This is a genomic window from Allobosea spartocytisi (assembly GCF_014764685.1).
GTDB lineage: Bacteria > Pseudomonadota > Alphaproteobacteria > Rhizobiales > Beijerinckiaceae > Allobosea > Allobosea spartocytisi.
On record NZ_JACXWY010000030.1, the window covers coordinates 19,367 to 38,407 of the forward strand.

At 63.9% G+C, this 19,041-nt stretch carries 19 protein-coding genes and 1 pseudogene; 17 read left to right on the plus strand and 3 right to left on the minus strand.

The window, feature by feature from the left end; genetic code table 11:
- Positions 1–4: 4 nt before the first annotated feature.
- From IED13_RS25950 to IED13_RS26000, 11 genes are read left to right on the plus strand one after another with little or no spacing between them, the layout of a single operon-like run.
- Positions 5–2,416 carry a VirB4 family type IV secretion/conjugal transfer ATPase gene (locus IED13_RS25950; RefSeq protein WP_191125885.1) on the plus strand — a complete coding sequence of 804 codons (2,412 nt, stop codon included), beginning with the start codon at positions 5–7 and terminating at the stop codon, positions 2,414–2,416.
- Positions 2,413–3,258 carry a hypothetical protein gene (locus IED13_RS25955; RefSeq protein ID WP_191125886.1) on the plus strand — a complete coding sequence of 282 codons (846 nt, stop codon included), beginning with the start codon at positions 2,413–2,415 and terminating at the stop codon, positions 3,256–3,258. The genes IED13_RS25950 and IED13_RS25955 overlap by 4 nt, the downstream gene beginning before the upstream one ends.
- A 10-nt stretch (positions 3,259–3,268) precedes the next feature.
- Positions 3,269–3,982, plus strand: coding sequence for a type IV secretion system protein (locus IED13_RS25960; protein ID WP_191125887.1), 714 nt, complete (start codon positions 3,269–3,271; stop codon positions 3,980–3,982).
- Entirely contained in the window at positions 3,979–4,173 is a 195-nt protein-coding gene (locus IED13_RS25965) for a hypothetical protein (protein ID WP_089172755.1), read from the plus strand. Before IED13_RS25960 ends, IED13_RS25965 begins: the two co-directional genes overlap by 4 nt.
- A 20-nt stretch (positions 4,174–4,193) precedes the next feature.
- Positions 4,194–4,364, plus strand: a complete 171-nt coding sequence (locus IED13_RS25970; protein WP_248307704.1) for a hypothetical protein — start codon at positions 4,194–4,196, stop codon at positions 4,362–4,364.
- Between the two features lie 8 nt (positions 4,365–4,372).
- The gene (locus IED13_RS25975) at positions 4,373–5,503 is read left to right on the plus strand and encodes a TrbL/VirB6 family protein (protein WP_191125888.1); all 1,131 of its coding nucleotides are present in this window, start codon (positions 4,373–4,375) and stop codon (positions 5,501–5,503) included.
- Positions 5,500–6,216 carry a VirB8 family type IV secretion system protein gene (locus tag IED13_RS25980; protein ID WP_089172753.1) on the plus strand — a complete coding sequence of 239 codons (717 nt, stop codon included), beginning with the start codon at positions 5,500–5,502 and terminating at the stop codon, positions 6,214–6,216. The genes IED13_RS25975 and IED13_RS25980 overlap by 4 nt, the downstream gene beginning before the upstream one ends.
- A complete protein-coding gene (gene virB9 / locus IED13_RS25985) occupies positions 6,213–7,016 on the plus strand; it encodes a P-type conjugative transfer protein VirB9 (protein WP_089172752.1) in 804 nt (267 codons plus the stop codon). The genes IED13_RS25980 and virB9 overlap by 4 nt, the downstream gene beginning before the upstream one ends.
- Positions 7,017–7,022: 6 nt before the next feature.
- Positions 7,023–8,369 carry a type IV secretion system protein VirB10 gene (gene virB10, locus IED13_RS25990; RefSeq protein WP_089172751.1) on the plus strand — a complete coding sequence of 449 codons (1,347 nt, stop codon included), beginning with the start codon at positions 7,023–7,025 and terminating at the stop codon, positions 8,367–8,369.
- Positions 8,332–9,387 carry a P-type DNA transfer ATPase VirB11 gene (gene virB11, locus IED13_RS25995; protein WP_089172750.1) on the plus strand — a complete coding sequence of 352 codons (1,056 nt, stop codon included), beginning with the start codon at positions 8,332–8,334 and terminating at the stop codon, positions 9,385–9,387. Before virB10 ends, virB11 begins: the two co-directional genes overlap by 38 nt.
- Positions 9,365–11,515 carry a type IV secretory system conjugative DNA transfer family protein gene (locus tag IED13_RS26000; RefSeq protein ID WP_191125889.1) on the plus strand — a complete coding sequence of 717 codons (2,151 nt, stop codon included), beginning with the start codon at positions 9,365–9,367 and terminating at the stop codon, positions 11,513–11,515. Before virB11 ends, IED13_RS26000 begins: the two co-directional genes overlap by 23 nt.
- A 271-nt stretch (positions 11,516–11,786) precedes the next feature.
- Here IED13_RS26000 and IED13_RS26005 read toward each other — a convergent pair whose 3' ends face one another.
- Together IED13_RS26005 and IED13_RS26010 are read right to left on the minus strand one after the other, a co-directional pair.
- Entirely contained in the window at positions 11,787–13,220 is a 1,434-nt protein-coding gene (locus IED13_RS26005) for an ATP-binding protein (protein WP_191125890.1), read from the minus strand.
- Positions 13,217–13,981: a response regulator gene (locus tag IED13_RS26010; RefSeq protein WP_191125891.1), complete on the minus strand. Its 765-nt coding sequence runs from the start codon at positions 13,979–13,981 to the stop codon at positions 13,217–13,219. The genes IED13_RS26005 and IED13_RS26010 overlap by 4 nt, the downstream gene beginning before the upstream one ends.
- Before the next feature lie 177 nt (positions 13,982–14,158).
- Here IED13_RS26010 and IED13_RS26015 point away from each other — a divergent pair, with 177 nt between their 5' ends.
- From IED13_RS26015 to IED13_RS26040, 6 genes are all read left to right on the plus strand, one after another.
- Complete coding sequence (locus tag IED13_RS26015; RefSeq protein ID WP_191125892.1) at positions 14,159–14,377, plus strand: hypothetical protein; 219 nt, start codon at positions 14,159–14,161, stop codon at positions 14,375–14,377.
- Positions 14,378–14,430: 53 nt separating this feature from the next.
- Complete coding sequence (locus tag IED13_RS26020) at positions 14,431–15,885, plus strand: TolC family protein (protein ID WP_248312776.1); 1,455 nt, start codon at positions 14,431–14,433, stop codon at positions 15,883–15,885.
- 13 nt (positions 15,886–15,898) lie between these two features.
- A complete protein-coding gene (locus tag IED13_RS26025) occupies positions 15,899–17,335 on the plus strand; it encodes a multicopper oxidase family protein (protein WP_191125894.1) in 1,437 nt (478 codons plus the stop codon).
- A gap of 36 nt (positions 17,336–17,371) precedes the next feature.
- Positions 17,372–17,854 carry a cupredoxin domain-containing protein gene (locus tag IED13_RS26030; RefSeq protein ID WP_191125895.1) on the plus strand — a complete coding sequence of 161 codons (483 nt, stop codon included), beginning with the start codon at positions 17,372–17,374 and terminating at the stop codon, positions 17,852–17,854.
- Between the two features lie 24 nt (positions 17,855–17,878).
- Positions 17,879–18,157: a copper-binding protein gene (locus IED13_RS26035; RefSeq protein ID WP_191125896.1), complete on the plus strand. Its 279-nt coding sequence runs from the start codon at positions 17,879–17,881 to the stop codon at positions 18,155–18,157.
- A 452-nt stretch (positions 18,158–18,609) separates the two neighbouring features.
- Positions 18,610–18,939, plus strand: coding sequence for a hypothetical protein (locus tag IED13_RS26040; RefSeq protein WP_191125897.1), 330 nt, complete (start codon positions 18,610–18,612; stop codon positions 18,937–18,939).
- Here IED13_RS26040 and IED13_RS26045 read toward each other — a convergent pair.
- A pseudogene (locus IED13_RS26045) lies at positions 18,916–19,041 on the minus strand (IS5 family transposase); the annotation flags it as partial. The gene IED13_RS26040 and the pseudogene IED13_RS26045 overlap by 24 nt on opposite strands.

Genomic DNA, 19,041 nt, shown 5'->3' on the forward strand with positions numbered 1-19,041 from the left:
CGAGATGGTCGCCCGCGCCCTCCTCGATGAACTGACCTTCGGCGCCGTCTCGCGGCGCGAGCGGCCGGTCTCCTCGCATGTACCTTATACCCGCCATGTCGACGACCACATCATCCGGACCCGCGACGGCCTCGTCCTGACCATCTTCAAGCTTGACGGCTATTCCTTCGAGACGGCCGATCTCAGCGAGGTGAACGGACGCCTGCTCGGCCGCAACGATGTGGTTCGGACCCTCGCGAACTCCCGCTTCGCTCTGGTCAGCCACATCATCCGGCGAGAGGTCGAGCCGCGCATCGACTCCACCTTCGACAACCCGTTCTGCCGCGAGCTCGATGAACGCTACAACGCCGCGCTCTCGCAGCGGCGGATGTTCGTCAACGACCTCTATGTGACGATCGTCCGCCGTCCCCTTCAAGGTCAGGCCGGCACCTTCGACGCGGTCCTCGGCACGCTGCTCGGCCGCAAGGACCAGGCCGGTGAATCGCTCGCGCGGCAGACCGCGCTGACCGAATTGCGCGACGTCGCCACCGCGGTGAAGGAGTCCTTGAGCGGCTATGGCGCGCGCCAGCTCGGCGCCGTCGATCGCGACGGCACCTGGTTCTCCGAGCCGCTCGAATTTCTGGTGCAGCTCCTCAACGGCGGCATGCCGCGGCCGATGCATCTGCCGCGCATGGATCTCGCCGACGCGTTGTCGATGAAGCGCTTGTTCTTCGGTCGCAACGCGATCGAGATCAGGGGAGCCGGCCCGACCGACACCCGCTTCGGCGCCATGGTCTCGATCCGGGAATATCCGGCGCAGACCGGGCCGGGCTCGCTCGACAATCTGCTGCGCGTTCCGCACGAGTTCATCGCGACGCAGAGTTTTGCCATCGTCGATCGACCGGAAGCGGCAAAGCAGATCGACCGGGTCTCGCGCCAGGTCGACATGTCGGACGAGGCCGGCTCGATCGTCTCCGATCATCTCGATGCCGCCCGCGACGAGCTCCTCGGCTCGGAAGCGATCTATGGCGAGCACCATATGACGGTGATGTGCCTCGGCCGGGATCTCGCCGAGGTTGGCGCCGCCGTCACGGCCGTCGGCGCCGCGCTGACCGATCGCTCGGTGATCTGGGTGCGCGAGGATCTGAACTGCGAGCCGACCTTCTGGGCACAGCTCCCCGGGAACTTCGCCTATATCGCCCGCAAGGCGGTGATCTCGTCGAAGAATTTCGCCGGGTTCGCCTCGCTGCACAATTATCCGAGCGGACGGCCAGCTGAGAACCATTGGGGTCCGGCGATCTCGGTCTTCGAGACGACCTCGCAGACCGCCTATTATTATAACCACCATGTCCGCGACATCGGCAACTTCACCGTGGTCGGCCCGACCGGGTCGGGAAAAACCGTCTTCCTTTCCTTCATCGCCGCGCAGACGCAGCGGATCGAACCGCGGCCAAAACTGCTTTTCGTCGACAAGGATCGCGGCGCCGAGATCTTCATTCGCGCGCTCGGCGGCCAATACGAGACCTTGGTGCCGGGCGAACCGACCGGATTCAACCCGCTGTCCCTGTCCGATACCGCGCCCAACCGGGAATTCCTCTACCAGCTCTTCGGTTTCATGCTGCGTCCGGCGCCGGGCGGCGAACTCTCGGCCTCGGAAGAGCAGGTCATCCGCAACGCGATCGCGGCCTCCCTCGGCTCCGGCCCGGAGGGGCGGACGCTGCAGGCCTTCTCGACGCTTTTGCGCGGGCGGATCAGGGCAGGGGAGGGCGATCTGCTCGCACGGCTTGAAAGCTGGATGCGGGCCGACCAGCGTGGCTGGCTCTTCAACAATGACGAGGACCAGTTCTCGCTCTCGTCGATCTTCGGCTTCGACATGACGCGCGTGCTCGACGATCCGGTGATCCGCACCGCCGCGCTGATGTACATCTTCCATCGCATGGAGGAGCTCCTGACCGGCGACCCGGTCATGATCTTCCTCGATGAGGGCTGGCGGCTGCTCGATGACGAGGTCTTTGCCTTCTTCATCCGCGACAAGCTGAAAACCATCCGCAAGCAGAACGGCATCATCGGCTTCGGCACGCAATCGGCGGCCGATATCGTCCGCTCGAAAACCTCGAACACGCTGATCGAGCAAACCAGCACCAATATCTTCTTCCCGAACCCGAAGGCCGATGACGAGAGTTACCGCCAGGCCTTCCGCCTGTCGGGACGCGAGGTTGCCTGGATCCGCGCGACCGCGCCGGAAAGCCGATCCTTCCTGATCAAGCATGGCCGCGACAGCGTCGTCGCGCGTCTCAACCTCTCCGGCATGCCCGACCTGATCAAGGTCCTGTCCGGCCGGACCGAGACGGTGGCCGAGCTCGAGGCCCTGCGCGCCCGCGTCGGTGACGACCCAAACGTCTGGCTGCCGATCTTTCTCGGAAGGAGCGACGCATGAGGATGCTGCCGATCGCCATGGTGATCACCGTGACGTCGTTCACGCTTCCCGGGCACGCCAGTGTTCCGACAAACGATGCCGCCGCCCTGACCCAGCGCTCGGAGCAATCCGCCACCACGATCAAGCTCGTACCGGTCACGACCAAACGCCAGGAGGCCAACAAGGGCGTCAAATGCGCGGTGACCACCGGCAAGAAAGCGAACGTCACCAATCCAACGGTCGAGCCGCAGAACGGGGCAGGCGCGAAGAAGATCCAGTCATATGCGCCCGAGATGCCCGCAACCGTCGATCCGGAGGCACGCGGCGGCACGCTCAACAGCCAGACGCGCTTCCAGTCGACGGCGACTGTCGTGGGCGGGGTCGAGGCCAGTCATTCGACGATCGGTGCCGCCCGAACCGGCTACCAGACGGCGAGCCAGGAGGTCGGCAAGGCCGACACGGTGATGGGCGCGCTCGACATGAACAGTGCCGCGCGAACCCAGAACGATCTCAGCTGGAACGGGTTGATCGGCTCGACGAATTTGTGGGTCACGGCGCTCAACGCTCAGAACCTCTTCGCCAATAGCGAGATAAGCCGGGCGTCATCCGGCATGCGCGCCCCGGCCCGCCAGAGCCGGCCGCAATCAGGCTCGGTCTGCCCGATCGGGATGATCGGCGCCAGCACCACCGCCGACCCCTGCCGCGCGCCGGCGAGCTGCCAGACCTCCCAGCCCGGGGCCACGCCCGATCCCGCCTGCGTCAGCGCCCGTGCCACCGATAGCGACGGCAATGTCCTGTTCTATCTCGCCGCGATCCAGAACGCGGCGAACGCGGCCGCCGGCGCCGTCACCGCTGGGCAATAGGGAGGTCTCGATGCGTCCACAGCTCTTGCTGATCCCCACCGTCGCGGCGATCGCCGCCATCGCCCCGGCCCTCGCGCAGGTCCCGACCCGTGACGACGCCAACCTGACCAAGGCGCAGGAGATCGCGACCAACACGCGCGCGATCCTGACCGCCGATCAGGAGATCATGCAATTCACCCAGAAGACGCTCGCCGCCGTCACCGGTGACCGTTCCTCGCAGGCGCAAGGGACGCTGGCGCAGATGGCGCTGGGCGGCGGCTTCTCGATGGGCCAGGCACCGTCGCTCGGTTCGGTGATCTCGGGCGGGGCACTGTCCTTCACCGGGATGGGCTCGGGCTCGCAGAACATCGTCTCGTCGCTGATCAACGGCCTGCAGCTCGTCCAGACCATCACCGGGATCACCAGCGGCAAATCCCATCCGGTCGACACTGCCTACAAGAACTCGGTGAATGTCGCGGCCACCCTGTCGGGCCTGATCGATTCCACGCAGGGCGCGGTCAAGCAGCGCTCCCAGTCGTTCACGCAGGGCGGCCAGGAGATCGGGAAGGCGCAGGACCTGAAAGGCAGCGTCGATCAGAATACGCAGGTCCAGATCCAGACTGGGCAGACGATCAACGAGCTCAATGGCGTCGTGAACAACGCCGCGGCCGCCGCCAACCAGAGCAACCTCGACCGCCTCGCAGCAGAATCGGCCGCCGCGCGCGCCATGCGGTTCACCCAATGACGACCGAAACCCGCAAGATCCTGATTGCGCTCGCCGCCGGCCTCGTCGTCGCCTTCGTCGCCGCGGCGATCGGCATCCTGAGCTCACGCGGTCCTTCGACGCGAGCGCCAGCCGCGCCGCCTTCCGGCGCGGATGCCGAGGCCGCCAGCCGGGCCATGACCTTCACGCAACCGAAAGCGCCGACGCCTTGAAGACCTGCCTGAGACCTGCCGTGCTCGTCATTCTCGCCGGCCTCCTTGCAGGCTGCGGACACAAGACGCTGAAGGCACCCTGCGCGCCTGACGAGGCCGGCACGCCGCTCGCCTTCGCGGAAAGCACGACTCCACACATGCCGGCCGCCTTCGCCGGGCTCGATCCCTGCGGTCCGATGAAGCCGATCTGAGCACGTCGATGGCCCAGAACTTCAGCATCACCACGCTGCTACAATCGGTCGACCAGATTGGGCAGAACTATGTGTCGAGCGCCTATCAGGCGCTGTCGAGCGCCGCGACCTCGGGCGGCGCGACCAGTCCGGCCGGGCTGATGCTCACCCTCTATGTGATCTTCTGGGGCGTCGGTATCTGGCAGGGCACCGCCACGGGCGGCCCGGCCGATCATGCCTTTCGCCTGTTCCGGGCCTTCCTGATCTATACGCTCGCGACGAGCTGGAGCGATTTTCAGACCTTCGCCTATAACGCGCTGAACCAGGGCCCCTCGGCGATCGGCAACACGCTGCTGAGCTCGGTCACCACGGCGAACAATACCGGCACCGCCGCCAACCTCACCTCCGTCAACGGCGTGCAGGACGCGCTGCAGAACATGTGGGACACCACCAACAGCGCGACCGAAGCCTTCCTGCAGAATGCCGGCATCACCAATTGGGGGCCGTATATCTTCGCGGCTATCTTTTATCTTGTGATGGCGGTGCTGATCGGCTTCGCCCTCTTCCTGATCATGCTGTCGAAGCTGTTTCTCTGGTTACTGCTGGCGCTGGCGCCGCTCTTCATCATCCTGCTGTTGTTCGGCGCGACGAGCCGGTTCTTCAGCGGCTGGCTCAGCGCTGTCGTGCAGTATTTTGTGGTGCAGGTTCTGGTCTATGCTTTCCTGGCTTTCTACGTCTCGCTGATCCAGCAATCGATCGATGCGCTGAACGGCGTCACCGGCTCGAAGTCCGCGACCTGGGCGACGATCGGTCCCGTCGTGCTGCTCGCCATCATCGGCATCCTGCTGCTCGCCCAGATCAACAATGTCGCCGCGGCGATCGCGAGCGGCGTGCCGATCCATTCGCCGCGCCTCGGCGCGGTGTTCGCGACCGCGACCGGATATCGCCTCGGCCGCGCCGCCAACCGGGCGCGGCTCGAGTTCCGCAATCCCTTCAACCCGGCCTCGATCTCGCGGCGTGAGGAGCTTGCCGCCCGGCAGCGCACCCGCGTCGGCCTGCGCGCCAGCGCCTGGGCGCACAGCCCCGAATTCAAGCATCTCGCCGAGCAGTTGCGGAATTCCGCGAATGCGAAGCCTCCGGCTGGGGGAGGGCGGCCATGACCGATGCCGCCGCTCCCGAACCGAAGCGCCTCGATCCGCGCTACTATGTCGACGGCGCAAGCTGGGAGCAGGACATCGCCCGGCGCAACCGCAACTCCCGGGCGCTGGCCTGGATCGTCGCGACCATCATGAGCGTCGTCGCGATCGTGGCACTCGGCGCGCTTGCCCTGATGGTGCCGCTGAAAACCTACGAGCCCTATATGGTCGTCGTCGACAAGACGACCGGCTTCGTCGAGGTCAAGCGACCGATGGCCGAAGGCGCGCTGACCCAGGACGAGGCTGTCACCATGTTCAGCGTGGTGCGCTACATCAAGGCGCGTGAGACCTATGATCCCCGGGCACTCAAGGACAATTTCGACCTGGCGCAGCTGCTCGCCGCCGGCGACGCCGCGCGCGAGCTCACCGAGATCTATTCGCCGGCGAACCCGAAGAACCCGGTCAAGGTCTTCGGCATGAACAGCCAGGTCGCGGTCACCATCAAATCGGTGACCTTCCCGAACAACCGCACCGCGCTCGTCCGTTTCGCCACCGAGGAGAAATCCGCGACCAATATCGTGACCCGCCACTGGGTCTCGCTGCTGCGCTTCCGCTATACCGGCACGCCGATGCGCAACGATTGGCGCTTCGACAATCCGCTCGGCTTCCAGGTCCTCGAATACCGCCGCGACCAGGAGACGGCACCGGCGCCGGGCGCGGGCGGAGCGCAGCCATGATCAGGCAGACTCTGGTCGCGGCCGTGGCCTTGCTGGTCGCCACGGTGGCCGCGCTCGCGGAGGCCGTGCCGCGGCCGGGCCGCGTCGATTCCCGCGTGCGCGACATCACCTATAACCGCGACAACGTCACCGCGATCGATGCGAGCTACGGTACCTCGACCATGATCGAGCTGCAGCCGGGCGAGAAGATCGAGACGCTGGCGCTCGGCGATTCCATCGCCTGGAAGGTCGAGCCCAACCGCAAGGGCGACATCATCTTCGTCAAACCGATCGAGAAGAACGCCCAGTCAAACCTCAACGTCGTGACGACCAAGCGCGTCTACGCCTTCCTGCTGCGCTCGAACACCCGCCCGCCCGAACACCAGATCTATGCCGTCCGCTTCCGCTTTCCGGATGACGAGGCCAGCGAAAAGCTCCTCGCTGAGGCACGGCAGCGCGCGGCCTATCCCAATCTGAAGAGCCTTAACATCGCCAATGCCAACAGCGACTACGGCTACAAGGGCGCCTCGACCAACAAGCCGCTGACCGTCTTCGACGACGGCACGAAAACCTGGTTCCGCTTCGAGGGCGAGACGCCGGCGATCTATATCGTCGACGGCGAGCGCAACGAGAGCCTCGTCAACTTCCGGAGCGAAGGCCCCTATGTCGTCGTCGACAAGGTCGCGGCGCAATGGACTCTGCGCAATGGCGAAGACGCGACCTGCATCTTCAACCGCCGGCAGACCAATCTCCGCGAGCCGACCGGGCTCGAGCCCTATGCGCCGCAGCGCATCGGCGTCACCAGCAAGCCGGGAGGGTGAGAGGCGATGCCGACGCCTGACGACTATCGTTCCTTCGAGCTCGAGGCCGCGGCGGCCAGCTCCGTCGCGCGCGGACGCACCGTCTTCGGCCGGATTCTGACGATCGGCATTCCGGTTGGCGCCGCCGCCGTCGCCGGCTGGATGATCTACCGGTCGACGAACCAGCTCGCGCCGAGCATGACCGCTCCTGACCGGGAGGAGTTCCGGACGACGCAGTTTCCGGCACCGTCATTGTCGACGCCGCGGCCGCAGACCGATCAGGGCACGATCTTCGTCCCGCCTGCCATACCCGAGCCGCCGCCGGCGCCCGCCGCGCCACCCCAGACCATCCAGCCACCGCCGCCGCCGGAGCCACCGCTCGCCGCTTCCCCTCCGGATGATACCGAAGCGCGCCGGCTTGCCGAGCTCGAACGTCAGCGGCTCGAAGCGGAGGAGCGTCGGAGGTGGGAGCGGCTGCGTGCGCCGCAGGTCATTGCCGATAATGCCGCAGCCGCCGCCGGGCCCAGTGAGCTGGCAGGGCAGGGCGGTGTCGGCACCGGCCAGGAGGACGATCCGAACCGGCGTTTCCTTGCCTCGGTCTCGGCCGCCGGCGTCGAGGTCGCGCGTGCCACCAAGAATAGCCGGATCGATGCGCTGGTCGCGCAGGGCACGATGATCCGCGGCGTGCTGGAGACCGCCGTCCAGAGCGACCTGCCCGGCATGATCCGCGCGGTCGTCACCGAGAACGTCTGGTCCTTCGATGGCCGTCGCATTCTGATCCCGGCCGGCAGCCGTCTCGTCGGCGAGTACAAATCCGGCCTGGCCCAGGGCCAGACCCGCGTCTTCATCGTCTGGACGCGGCTGCTGCGCTCGGACGGCGTCTCGGTGCAGTTGGGCTCGAACGGCGCCGACGAGCTTGGCCGCGCCGGCAATGCCGGTTTCGTCGATAACCACTATCTCGAGCGCTTCGGCGCGGCGATCATGCTCTCGCTGGTCGGCGGCGCGGCGCAGTTCCTCAGCAGCTACGGCCAGAACTACAGCAATGCCGGCAACGGCACCGTGATCACCACGACCGACCCGGCGACCGGCGTCGTGACGCAGACCCAGACCGGCGCGAGCCAGAACCAGCTCAGCCTGCAGGCGCGCCAGATCGCGGCGCAGAATGTCGCGCAGACCCTGACCAATATCGCGCAGGACGCGCTCCGCAACACGATCGCCATTCCGCCGACGATCCATCTCGACCAGGGTTCTCGGATCATCGTCTTCGTGCGCCGCGATCTCGATTTCGCGGCTCTCTATCCCGATCCCGTTCGGGAGGCACTCCAGGAGATCAGACGTGAACGCGCCGGCGCGAAGCCTGACCGTCTTCGTTGACCGGGCGCTCGAACCGGTCCGGACCTGGCTCGACGACGACCAGGTCGTCGAGATCTGCGCCAACGGCCCGGGCGAGGTCTGGGTCGAGCGCTTCGGCGAAGCTGCGATGGAGCGCCATGCCGTTCCCGCCCTGACCGCACAGGCGATCCGCTATCTCGCCGAGCGCGTTGCCGGGCACTCCGGCCAGAGCGTCAACGAGGAGCACCCGCTCCTCTCGGCTGCGCTGCCGAGCGGCGAGCGTTTCCAAGGTGTGCTGCCGCCGGCGACGACCGGAGGCGGCGCCTTCGCGATCCGCAAGCAAGTGATCAAGGAGATGGGCCTCGACGATTATCGCCGGCTCGGCTCTTTCCGGCAGGTTGAGACCACGGGCGAGGGTGCTCTCTCTGACATCGACCGCCAGCTCTGCGCACATCTCGATGCCGGGCGTATCGAGGACTTCATCCGGCTTGCCGTCGTCAGCCGCTACTCGATCCTGCTCTCCGGCGGCACGAGTTCGGGCAAGACGACGTTCCTCAACGCGATCCTGAAGGAGGTGCCGGCCGAGGAGCGCATCATCACCATCGAGGACACGCGCGAGGTCAGGCCGATCCAGCCGAACTTCCTGCCGCTCGTTGCTTCCAAGGGCGATCAGGGCGAGGCGCGCGTCACCGTCGAGATGTTGCTGCAGGCTTCGCTGCGGCTGCGGCCCGACCGCATCTTCCTCGGCGAGATCCGCGGCGCCGAGGCCTATTCCTTCCTGCGGGCGATCAATACAGGCCATCCCGGCAGCATCACCACCGTCCATGCCGATAGCCCTGCAGGAGCCTTCGAGCAGCTCGCGCTCATGGTGATGCAGGCCGGGCTCGGCCTGAAGCGCGAGGAAATCGTCGGCTACATCAAATCCGTCCTGCCAATCGTGATCCAGCAGACCAAGATCGGCGGCTGGCGGGGAACCTCGGCGGTGTATTTCGCGCGGATGGCGGAGTGGCAGCAGGAGCGGGCAGGGGAGAAGCGCCGTGGCGCGCGTCGTCGCTTATAGGATCGGCATCGCCATCCTGGTGCTGATCGGGTTCTGCCTTCTCTGGAGCCTCGCCTACGAGATCGTCGTCGGCCTGCGCTGGGCGCCGCAGCGCTTCCCGAGCGAAGGATCCACGCGCTGGGCCTTGCTGCGAGCACAGAACGCCGATCGCTCGGCCGGATCGCTGCTGATCGCCTGGCAACATTTTCACGCGCGCCTGCTCTATCCGGGGACACGCATGGAGGCGCTGATCCGAGGAGGCTATGCCGTCGCAGCCGTCTGCGGTGTCGCAATCGCCGGGTTCATCGTCGCGATGGTCAATCGCCGGCAGATGCCCTATGGCGCCGCACGCTTCGGCACCCTGCTGGAGGCGGCGAAGCAAGGGCTGACCGGCAAGCAGGGCATTGTGCTCGGCACGCTTGGCGGCGTCACGATCCGCTCCGACGAGCCCGCCCATATCCTCGTCGTCGGCCCGTCGCGCTCGGGCAAGGGCACCGGGTTCGTGCTGCCCAATGGCTATCTCTGGCAGGGCTCGGCCGTATTCTTCGATCCCAAGCGGGAGAATTTCGAGGCGCTGGCGAACCATCGCACGAAGATGGGCAACCAGGTCTTCATGTTCTCGCCGGGCTCGCCCGACACGCATCGCTACAACCCGCTCGATTTCGTCCGGCGCGACGAGCGCATGGCAACGGACTGTCTGGTGGTCGCCTCGTTCGTCATCCCCGAGAAGGCCGACGACACCTGGGCCGGTGCCGGGCGCCTGCTGCTCTCGGCCCTGATCGGTTACGTACTCGCTTCGCCGCTCACGGTGAGCGCTCAACACATGCGCGCGGTCGCCAGGATGACGACGACGGGCAAGGACATCTCGACCGTCCTGCGGGCGATCGTGAAAACGGAAGCTCAGTATCTGCCAACCTGGATCGTCGACAGCTTCAATCAGTACATCGCGCTTGAACCCGAGACCCGCAATAGCGCCGTGTTCAACGTCAACATGGCTATGTCGCTCTGGAACAATGGGCTGATCTCTGCGGCGACGGAGACATCGGATTTTGATATCCGGGAGCTGCGCCGCCGGCCGATGACGATCTTCATCGGCTGCACCATCGCCGAGCTGACGATCTTCCGGCCGCTGATCCGCATCCTGTTCCAGCAGATCCACGACCTGCTGATGGAGAAGATTCCCGGGCCCGGCGAGCCGCATCAGGTCCTGCTCATGCTCGACGAGTTCTACCATGTCGGGCGCATGGACTCGCTGATCTCAAAAATCACGATCAGCGCCGGCTACGGCTTCCGCATGGCGATCATCATGCAGGACATTGCCCAGCTCGACGAGCTCTACGGTAGGCACACCCGCATCACCACGGTTTCCGGCTCGCAGATCAAGCTCTTCATCCAGATCAACGACCTTGAGACGTCGGAATTTGTGTCGGAGATGCTTGGCGAGACGACACAGGTCTACAAGACACCGGTGATGCGACCCGGGCAGGGGATTTTCGCGCCGCGCGTTTGGACGCCGCACTATGCGGCTCGGCCCCTGCGCAGCCCGCTCGAGCTTCGCGAGATGTCGGCGCGGCTCTCTATCCTGATGGTGAAGAACTCACCGTCCTTCGAGCTCTCTAAGATCCGACACTACCTGGATCGGCCGTATCGGCGACTCTATGAGGTGAGTAAGGGTACCCCACCGGTTCTGCCTCACCTCCGCGAATGGCGGGATGAGCCGCTCGGCGGCGCAATTGGGTCTGCGGCAAGCGTGGAGCTTAGCGGAATGAACCGGCAGATCGAGCTTGCCCCGCAGGCCGAGCGGATGGAGGAAATGCGCTCCACAGCAATCTCAGAACCTGTAGAAGCGTCCCCGGCCCCCGTCGCCCGCGTGGTCGCTCAATCGGAGCAAATCAATCGTTCTGATCCTCGGTTGAGGCAGAAGCAGATCAGCGGACTGAAACTGGGGGTTCCGCCGACCTCGACCGGTGAAGAGTGCAATCTGCGCCGAGTTATCTCTGCGGTCGAGGACGACCAGAGTGCAGCGTTCACAACGATGACGCAGGCACTTAACCAACAGTCCGCCGCGATTGCCGGAGCTGTTTTGACCCTCGAAACGATACAACGTGGGTTCGGCGATCACCGACCTCCAGCGCCGGTGAAATCTTAGAAGAAATTCATGTCATAATTAATCATAAGAAAGAGCTTTTTACTTTAAATGCACATTGTCAAATGAAGCACTTAACGGATTTTGAGTCAATCGCATTCAGGATCACGCTTCCGTCGCCACGCTAGACGAATTTGACCTATTACGTATAGTTGCAAGGTCAGATCATAGGATGCCTGTCAAAAGGCTTAGCCTGTGATCCCTAATAAATAAGGCAATTTCACGCAAATCACGAACGAAAAACCGATCTTACCGCTAAACTTATTCTACCAGGCTAAGCGATTTGCCTTGTAGGGTCAGCGGGATCGGTTGATTGGTCTAAGACTAATTTTGCCGACTGGATTCGGCTCCCCCCTCGCGGCAAGGTAACCGTTACGCATAACCCGCCAATCGCACGGTTGACCAAACTAATGCGCCCTCCATGAGTCTGGATCACGGACGCTGCGATGGTGAGCCCCAAGCCCGTGCCCCCAGTCTCCCGGCCGCGAGATTCCTCAAGTCGAACGAATGGGTGGAATACGCGCTCCATATCGGCTTGCGGAATGCCAGGCCCTTCGTCCTCGACGGTGACAACGATCTGGTCTCCGGACTCGGCAATCGCGACATTGGCGGCGTGACCATATTTGATGGCATTGCCGATGATGTTGGAGAAGGCGCGCTTCAGTGAAAGCACGCGTCCCAGCACAGGCGCGGAGGTGCTGCCGATCAGTGCCACTCGATACCCCTGATCGAGGTGGTCGTCGACGATCGTTTCAATAACCGAAGCGAGGTCGATCGCCCGGATTGCTTCGCTAGAAGCGCCGCCGCGTAAGTATTCGAGCGTCGAATCGATCATCCCCTCCATCTCGCCGAGATCGGCATCGATCAGGTCGCGTGTCGTATCATCGTTGAGCAGCTCAGAGCGAAGTCTGAGGCGCGTGATCGGAGTGCGCAGGTCGTGCGAAACCGCCGCCATGGCCTGCATGCGCTCGGTGACGAGGCGCTGAATACGCTCACGCATCGTGTTGAAAGCGCGCGCGGCGCGGCGCACCTCGATCGGTCCGTTTTCGGGAAGCGGCTGCGGCGTCTGATCAAGGCTAAAGCGCTCCGCTGCGATGGCAAGATCACGCAACGGTCGGGTTGCCCAGCGCAGTAGTAGCAGCGCGACGACAACGATGCCGACTCCGAAGCAGATCGTGACCGCGATCACGCTCCAGTCGATGTTCTGGTGCGCTCCGAGAGCCGAGGAGGAGAAATTTACCCAGGAGCCGTCGGCCAGCTGGACCGAGACCAGCATCATGTGTCGGTAGGCATCGGCATTCCCGCTGCCCAAAGCCCCGTCATCGGCAAAACCAACGCGGAATGACTCCGCCGCGAGCTCGGGCGCAAGCTCTTTGAGCCGAGCATCCATCGTCTTGGTTCGTTCCGTCATCGGCGCTGTGCCGAGGACGAGACTGACCTTGCTCCAATGGACCTCAAGGCTGGCGCTCGACAGGTCATGCGCGGCGCGGTCTCGTTCTGGTCCGGCGGGGGCGCTGGCAATTGCGCGCTTGATCGAGACAATATGCTCAGCGAGGCCGCGATCGCGGGCGGCGGTAGCGAGGCTCTCGACGCCGACGCGATAAGCCCAGAATCCAAGGAGATGGAAGGCCAGGAGCGCCGCCACCAACACCATGATGGCACGGCTGGCGACCGTATCGGGCCACAGGCGTTCGACCAGCTTCTTCAAGCGGATTGTCCTTCTTGCACGCGCACGTTGGACACAAACATGTAGCCCGAGCCACGGACGGTCTTGATGAGCTGGCCGCCGCTGGCGTCGGCTTCCAACTTGCGCCGCAGCCGGCTGATCTGGACGTCGATGGTGCGGTCGAACGGATCGCCGCTGTTTCGCGCCTTTGCGAACTGCATCAGTGCCTCTCGCGACAGGACGCGGTTGGCATGCTCCACAAAGGCCACGAGAAGGTCGAATTCACCGGTTGAGAGGTCGATCAGTGTGCCCGTAGGAGATTGAAGCTCTCTACGGCGGAGATCCAGCGACCACCCATCAAACACGACGATCTCGGAACGTCGGGTTTCGCTGGTATTGCGCGCCGTACGAGATCGGCGCAGGACGGCGCGAATGCGCGCCACCAATTCGCGCGGGCTGAACGGCTTGGTCACATAATCGTCAGCGCCACCGTCGAGGCCGACGATCCGGTCGCTCTCCTCGCTGCGGGCGGTCAGCATCACGATGGGAACCTGGGACGTCATGCGGACGTCGCGGCAGAGCTCGACGCCCGAGCGTCCGGGCAGCATCAGATCGAGCACGATCAGATCGATCGTGGTCCGAGCCAGGATATCCATCATGACGCGCCCGTCCGGTGCTCCGGTGACCTGATAGCCATGCCGCTGAAGAAAGCGCGAAACCAAGAGCCTGATCTGCGGATCATCGTCTACGACGAGAATATGCCCATGATCTTCGGCTATGATCTTGATTGGATCTTGGTCCATGTTTCACTCGGCTTCCCAGAACAAGCCTGTTTGTGTGGCGCCGCTTCTTCTTTTGCGGCGATTGCACAATAGCGCGCTTATCGCCGTGCCGCCCGTGTTGCTTTGATACAATTTGTAACGGACGCCGACGGCAGAGCGCTGCTACCCCTATGCCGTCGAAACACGGGGAGCCGAATCGTGACGTTCGTGAAGATGCCGATCCTGGCAGGCATAGGGCTGGCGTTGGGAGCCTGTTCGTTGACACCCGTTCCGGACCATCTAGCCAGGCCGGCCGATCCGAGCGCTCGCGTTCCCGCGATCTCCTATCGCAGCGTGACGGCTGGCGCGGCGACTTTCCGGCCGGTTGATCCGAAGGACTGGCGCGAACTCAATCGTGACGTCGGTCCCAAGTCATGACGTCGTCAGCCGTGTCCATTTCAGCGATCGATTCTACCCGGGGAAGGACAGCCTTGACCGCTCCAGCAAAATTGCATGCTCGACGCCTGCTTCGTTTCGGATTGCTCGCCGGCGCCGCTGCTTTTCTGGGAGGCTGCGCGAGCTTCTCCGCTGACGGCGGCATGGGCTCCGTCCAGAGTGCCGCCTATACCGACATCGGCAAGGATGTGGTCAAGATCGGCGATGATCAGGCAGCTCTTACGGCGAAATCGCGCGTCAATCAATTGCTGCGCAAGCCGTTGACGGCGGACGCGGCCGTACAGGTCGCGCTGCTTAACAATCGCGGCCTCCAGGCGGCGTTCAATGAGCTCGGCATTGCCGAGGCCCAGATGGTTGCGGCGAGCTTGCCTCCCAACCCCAGTATCGGCATCTCCAAGCTCTCCGGTCGCTTTGAACTCGAAATCGAGCGGCAGATCATCGGTAGCCTGCTGGCGCTCGCGACCCTGCCGGCGCGCACTGAGATTGCCCGAGATCAGTTCGGGGCAGCGCAGTTGCGGACAGCCGAGGCGGTTCTGAGGCTCGCGGCCGATACCCGCCGCCAGTACTATCGCGCAGCTGCGGCGAATACCCAGGTTGTTTTCTATCAGGAGGCGAAAGCGTCTGCCGATGCGGCTTCCGAGCTGTTCAAGCGGCTCGGCGAAAGCGGCGGCGTCAACAAGCTCGACCAGGCCCGCGAATTCGCGTTTGAGGCCGAACTGACCGTGCAACTCGCCCAAGCGCGCCAACTGCAACGCCAGGAGCGCGAGCGGCTCGTCCGCCAGCTAGGGCTTTGGGGCGAAGACCTGAAATTCCAGCTGGGCAGCCTGCCGCCGCTACCGCGTCTGCAATCGGTCAAGGCGATCGAGGCGGAGGCCCTGCGCAAGCGCGTCGATCTCAGGATCGCGCGGGCCGAGCTGGACGCTCTGGCCAAGTCGCTCGGGCTGGAGCAGGCGACGCGCCTCATCAATGCGGCCGATCTGCAAGGAACTCGCACCTACGACCGAAGCCGCAATGTTACGGAAGACGGTCGTGTTGAACGAAATTCGAGTCGCAGCCGAACGCTTGCCCTCGACCTCGAGATACCGATTTACGATTTCGGACAGTCGAAGGTCGCGCTGGCCGAGCAGACCTACATGCGGGCTGCTAACAAGCTGGCCGAGAAGGCGGTCAACGTCCGCTCCGAAGCGCGCGAAGCTTACACGGCCTACCGCGCCAACTACGACATCACGCGGCAGTATCAGAACAACGTCCTGCCACTGCGTAAGATCATCCAGGACCAGTCGCTGCTGCAGTACAGCGGCATGCTCAACGACGTGACGGATCTGATCACAGATGCCCGAAACCGCATCCTGTCCAATGTCGCTGCGATCAATGCCCGCCGCGATTTCTGGATCGCCCATACCGACTTCAAGCATGCCCTGATCGGCGGCGGTAGCGGCGGTGGTTCTGTCGCTGTGGCGGCAGCTGGTGGCGGTGGCGGCGGCGACTGAAGGAGTTGCACAGATGACCAATCTATCGCGTAGAGGCTTCATCGGCTCGTCCGGGCTCGTGCTGGCCGGTGCGGCCGCCGTCTCGGGGCGGAGCGCCTTCGCCGCCGTGCCGGAGGCGCCGACCATGACGGAAGCGACCACGCAGGCGCCGCTCATGCCGACCACGGGGCCGGACTATCAGCCGGTCGCGACACTCAACGGCTGGTCGCTGCCCTGGCGGATGAACGGCGACTGGAAGGAGTTCCATCTCGTCGCCGAGCCGGTGGTGCGCGAGATGGCACCGGGCATGAAGGCCAATCTCTGGGGCTATAACGGCCAGTCGCCTGGCCCGACGATCGAGGCGGTCGAGGGCGACAAGGTCCGCATCTACGTCACCAACAAGCTGCCGGAGAACACGGCGGTGCACTGGCACGGCCAGCGCCTGCCCAACGGCATGGATGGCGTCGGCGGGCTGACCCAGCCGCATATCCCGCCGGGCAAGACCTTCGTCTACGAGTTCCAGCTGCGGCGCTCGGGGACCTACATGTACCATCCGCATTCGGACGAGATGGTCCAGATGGCGATGGGCATGATGGGCTTCTTCGTGGTCCATCCGAAGGACCCGGCCTTCCGCCGCGTCGACCGCGATTTCGTCTTCCTGCTCAACGCCTTCGACATCGAGGCCGGCTCCTATGTGCCGAAGGTCAACACCATGACCGATTTCAACCTGTGGTGCTGGAACAGCCGCGTGTTTCCGGGGATCGATCCCTTCGTCGTCGGCAAGAATGACAAGGTCCGGATCCGCTTCGGCAATCTGACCATGACGAACCACCCGATCCACATGCATGGCTACGAGTTCAAGGTGTCGTGCACCGATGGCGGCTGGGTCGACCCGGCCGCTGCCTGGGACGAAGTCTCGATCGACGTTGCCGTCGGCCAGATGCGCGCCTTCGACTTCGTCGCCGACGAGCTCGGCGACTGGGCGATCCACTGCCATAAGTCCCATCACACGATGAACGCTATGGGGCATTCGGTGAAGACCTATATCGGCGTGAACAAGAAGGATCTGGCGAAGCGCATCGCGAAGATCGCGCCCGGCTACATGCCGATGGGCTCGAACGGCATGGGCGAGATGGGCGGAATGGAGATGCCGCTGCCAGACAACACCCTGCCGATGATGACCGGCTTCGCCCAGTTCGGGCCGGTCGAGATGGGCGGCATGTTCTCGGTGGTGAAGGTCCGCGAGGGGCTGGCGAAGAACGACTACAAGGACCCTGGCTGGTTCAAGCACCCCGAGGGGACCGTCGCTTACGAGCTTAAAGGGCAGAAGCTCGGCGAAGCCCCTCGGGCAACGTCCCCGGATAGCGGTGTCAAATCGGCCGAATGGCGCGCCAAGGACCCGCGCAAGCCAAGCCTCGGGCCGGACGGCAAGCCTCGCCCAGCCGTCAAGAACGCGCATTCCGATCACTGAAATGGCGACAAACTAAACTCACCTCTGGAGAGATAGATGAAGACAGTAACGTTCAAATTTGCCGCGATCGCTTTTGTGATGTCGGCCGGCGCTGCGTTGGCCGGCCCCGGCGCCGCCGGTCATGGTCATGGCGGCGAGACGGCTTACGGCACACCTGGCGACCCGAAGAAGCCGGCCCGGCCCGTTCAGGTCGTGATGAGCGAGAAGGACGGCAAGATGTCCTTCATCCCGGACCGGATCGAGATCCGCCGCGGTGAGCAGGTCCGCTTCCAGCTGCGCAACAACGGCGAGCTCGACCACGAGATCGTCCTGGCGACGCTGGAGGAGAACCTCAAGCACGCGGTCGAGATGCAGAAGAACCCCGACATGGAGCATGACGACCCGAACGCCAAGCGGCTCGCGCCGAAGAAGACCGGCGAGATCGTCTGGGCCTTCACCAAGGCGGGCGAGTTCGACTTCTCCTGCCTGATCCCCGGCCATCGCGAGGCCGGCATGACCGGCAAGATCATCGTCAAGTAAGCGTCTGCGCGAAAGGAATATCCTATGCTCAAGACCACCGCCACTCTCGCCTTCCTGATTGTTGCGCTGCCTGCCGCCGCGCAGTCGGTCAGCGGCACCGTCACCAAGGTCGACGAGGCCCAGGGCAAGCTCACCATCAATCACGGCCCGATCAAGAACCTCGACATGGATGGCATGACCATGGTGTTCAAAGCCGGCGATGCCGCCATGCTGAAGGGCCTGAAGGCCGGTGAGAAGATCAAGTTCGACGCCGACCGCGTCAATGGTCAGCTCACGGTAACCAAGCTGCAAAAGTCGAAGTAATCCTGACGTGTGGCAAGGCGTGAAGACGCCTTGCCACACGTGTCGCCGCTCCCGGCGATCGCTTCGACTCAACTGGTTTTCCGTCACCGCATCCTGGTGACGATGATTGCGTCTTCGAGCGTGTTTTTTGTCGGGAAGCGCTGTTCGTGCGGCCTGCAGAGGCCTTGCGCCCGGATCTGTCGACAGCAAGACGAGTTTGAAAGGCGAGCCATGCGATTGGTCTTGCTAACGATCCCTATTGCGCTTGTGGCGCTTCAGGTGCGAGCAGACGATGGTGATCTGCAGCGCGCTCTGATCGAAGCATCCTGCCCGCGCGCAAAGATCACGCGCCTCAATCCAATTGGCCAAAGTGAGGTTTATGAAGCGAACTGCTTCGGCAGGCGCATCAAGATTGTCTGCGTGAGTGGACGTTGCTCCGCGGATGATCCGTCTCGTAGTCGGGACGATCCGGAATGAATTCCCAGCGGAAAAGCTTGCTGCCGTCGGCGAAGGGCCATCACATGATCGGGAAATACCTGAAAACGCGACGAATCCGTGCTCTCTCGGCGTTCTGGTTTGTGGCTGTCGGGATGCTAGTGATAGGGCAGGCCGAGGCGCAGTCGGTCAAGATTGTCGGAATCGGCGCGTCAAGCTGTCAGTATTTCCTCCGAGAGACTAGCGGAAAGCCGGACGTCGAAAAGAATTTCTTCGCCTGGGCGCAGGGCTACATGAGCGGCTTGCTGTTGCGGGCGCCTCCTGGGAAAGACGAGGATCTTGACCTAGGCTTCGTGGACAAAGGGTAGCCAGAGTTTGACTGCGGCAATGGCGACGAATCCGAGGTAAGATTCCTTGCTCTTGTCGTAGCGTGTGGCGACGCGCCGCCAGTTCTTGAGCTTGCTGAACAG

Bases quoted from the DNA above. Each gene is read 5' to 3' on its own strand.
- IED13_RS25950 (WP_191125885.1), top strand. From the start codon at position 5: ATGGTCGCCCGCGCCCTCCTCGATGAACTGACCTTCGGCGCCGTCTCG.
- IED13_RS25955 (WP_191125886.1), top strand. From the start codon at position 2,413: ATGAGGATGCTGCCGATCGCCATGGTGATCACCGTGACGTCGTTCACG.
- IED13_RS25960 (WP_191125887.1), top strand. From the start codon at position 3,269: ATGCGTCCACAGCTCTTGCTGATCCCCACCGTCGCGGCGATCGCCGCC.
- IED13_RS25965 (WP_089172755.1), top strand. From the start codon at position 3,979: ATGACGACCGAAACCCGCAAGATCCTGATTGCGCTCGCCGCCGGCCTC.
- IED13_RS25975 (WP_191125888.1), top strand. From the start codon at position 4,373: ATGGCCCAGAACTTCAGCATCACCACGCTGCTACAATCGGTCGACCAG.
- IED13_RS25980 (WP_089172753.1), top strand. From the start codon at position 5,500: ATGACCGATGCCGCCGCTCCCGAACCGAAGCGCCTCGATCCGCGCTAC.
- virB9 (WP_089172752.1), top strand. From the start codon at position 6,213: ATGATCAGGCAGACTCTGGTCGCGGCCGTGGCCTTGCTGGTCGCCACG.
- virB10 (WP_089172751.1), top strand. From the start codon at position 7,023: ATGCCGACGCCTGACGACTATCGTTCCTTCGAGCTCGAGGCCGCGGCG.
- IED13_RS26010 (WP_191125891.1), bottom strand. From the start codon at position 13,981: ATGGACCAAGATCCAATCAAGATCATAGCCGAAGATCATGGGCATATT.
- IED13_RS26025 (WP_191125894.1), top strand. From the start codon at position 15,899: ATGACCAATCTATCGCGTAGAGGCTTCATCGGCTCGTCCGGGCTCGTG.
- IED13_RS26030 (WP_191125895.1), top strand. From the start codon at position 17,372: ATGAAGACAGTAACGTTCAAATTTGCCGCGATCGCTTTTGTGATGTCG.
- IED13_RS26035 (WP_191125896.1), top strand. From the start codon at position 17,879: ATGCTCAAGACCACCGCCACTCTCGCCTTCCTGATTGTTGCGCTGCCT.
- IED13_RS26040 (WP_191125897.1), top strand. From the start codon at position 18,610: ATGAATTCCCAGCGGAAAAGCTTGCTGCCGTCGGCGAAGGGCCATCAC.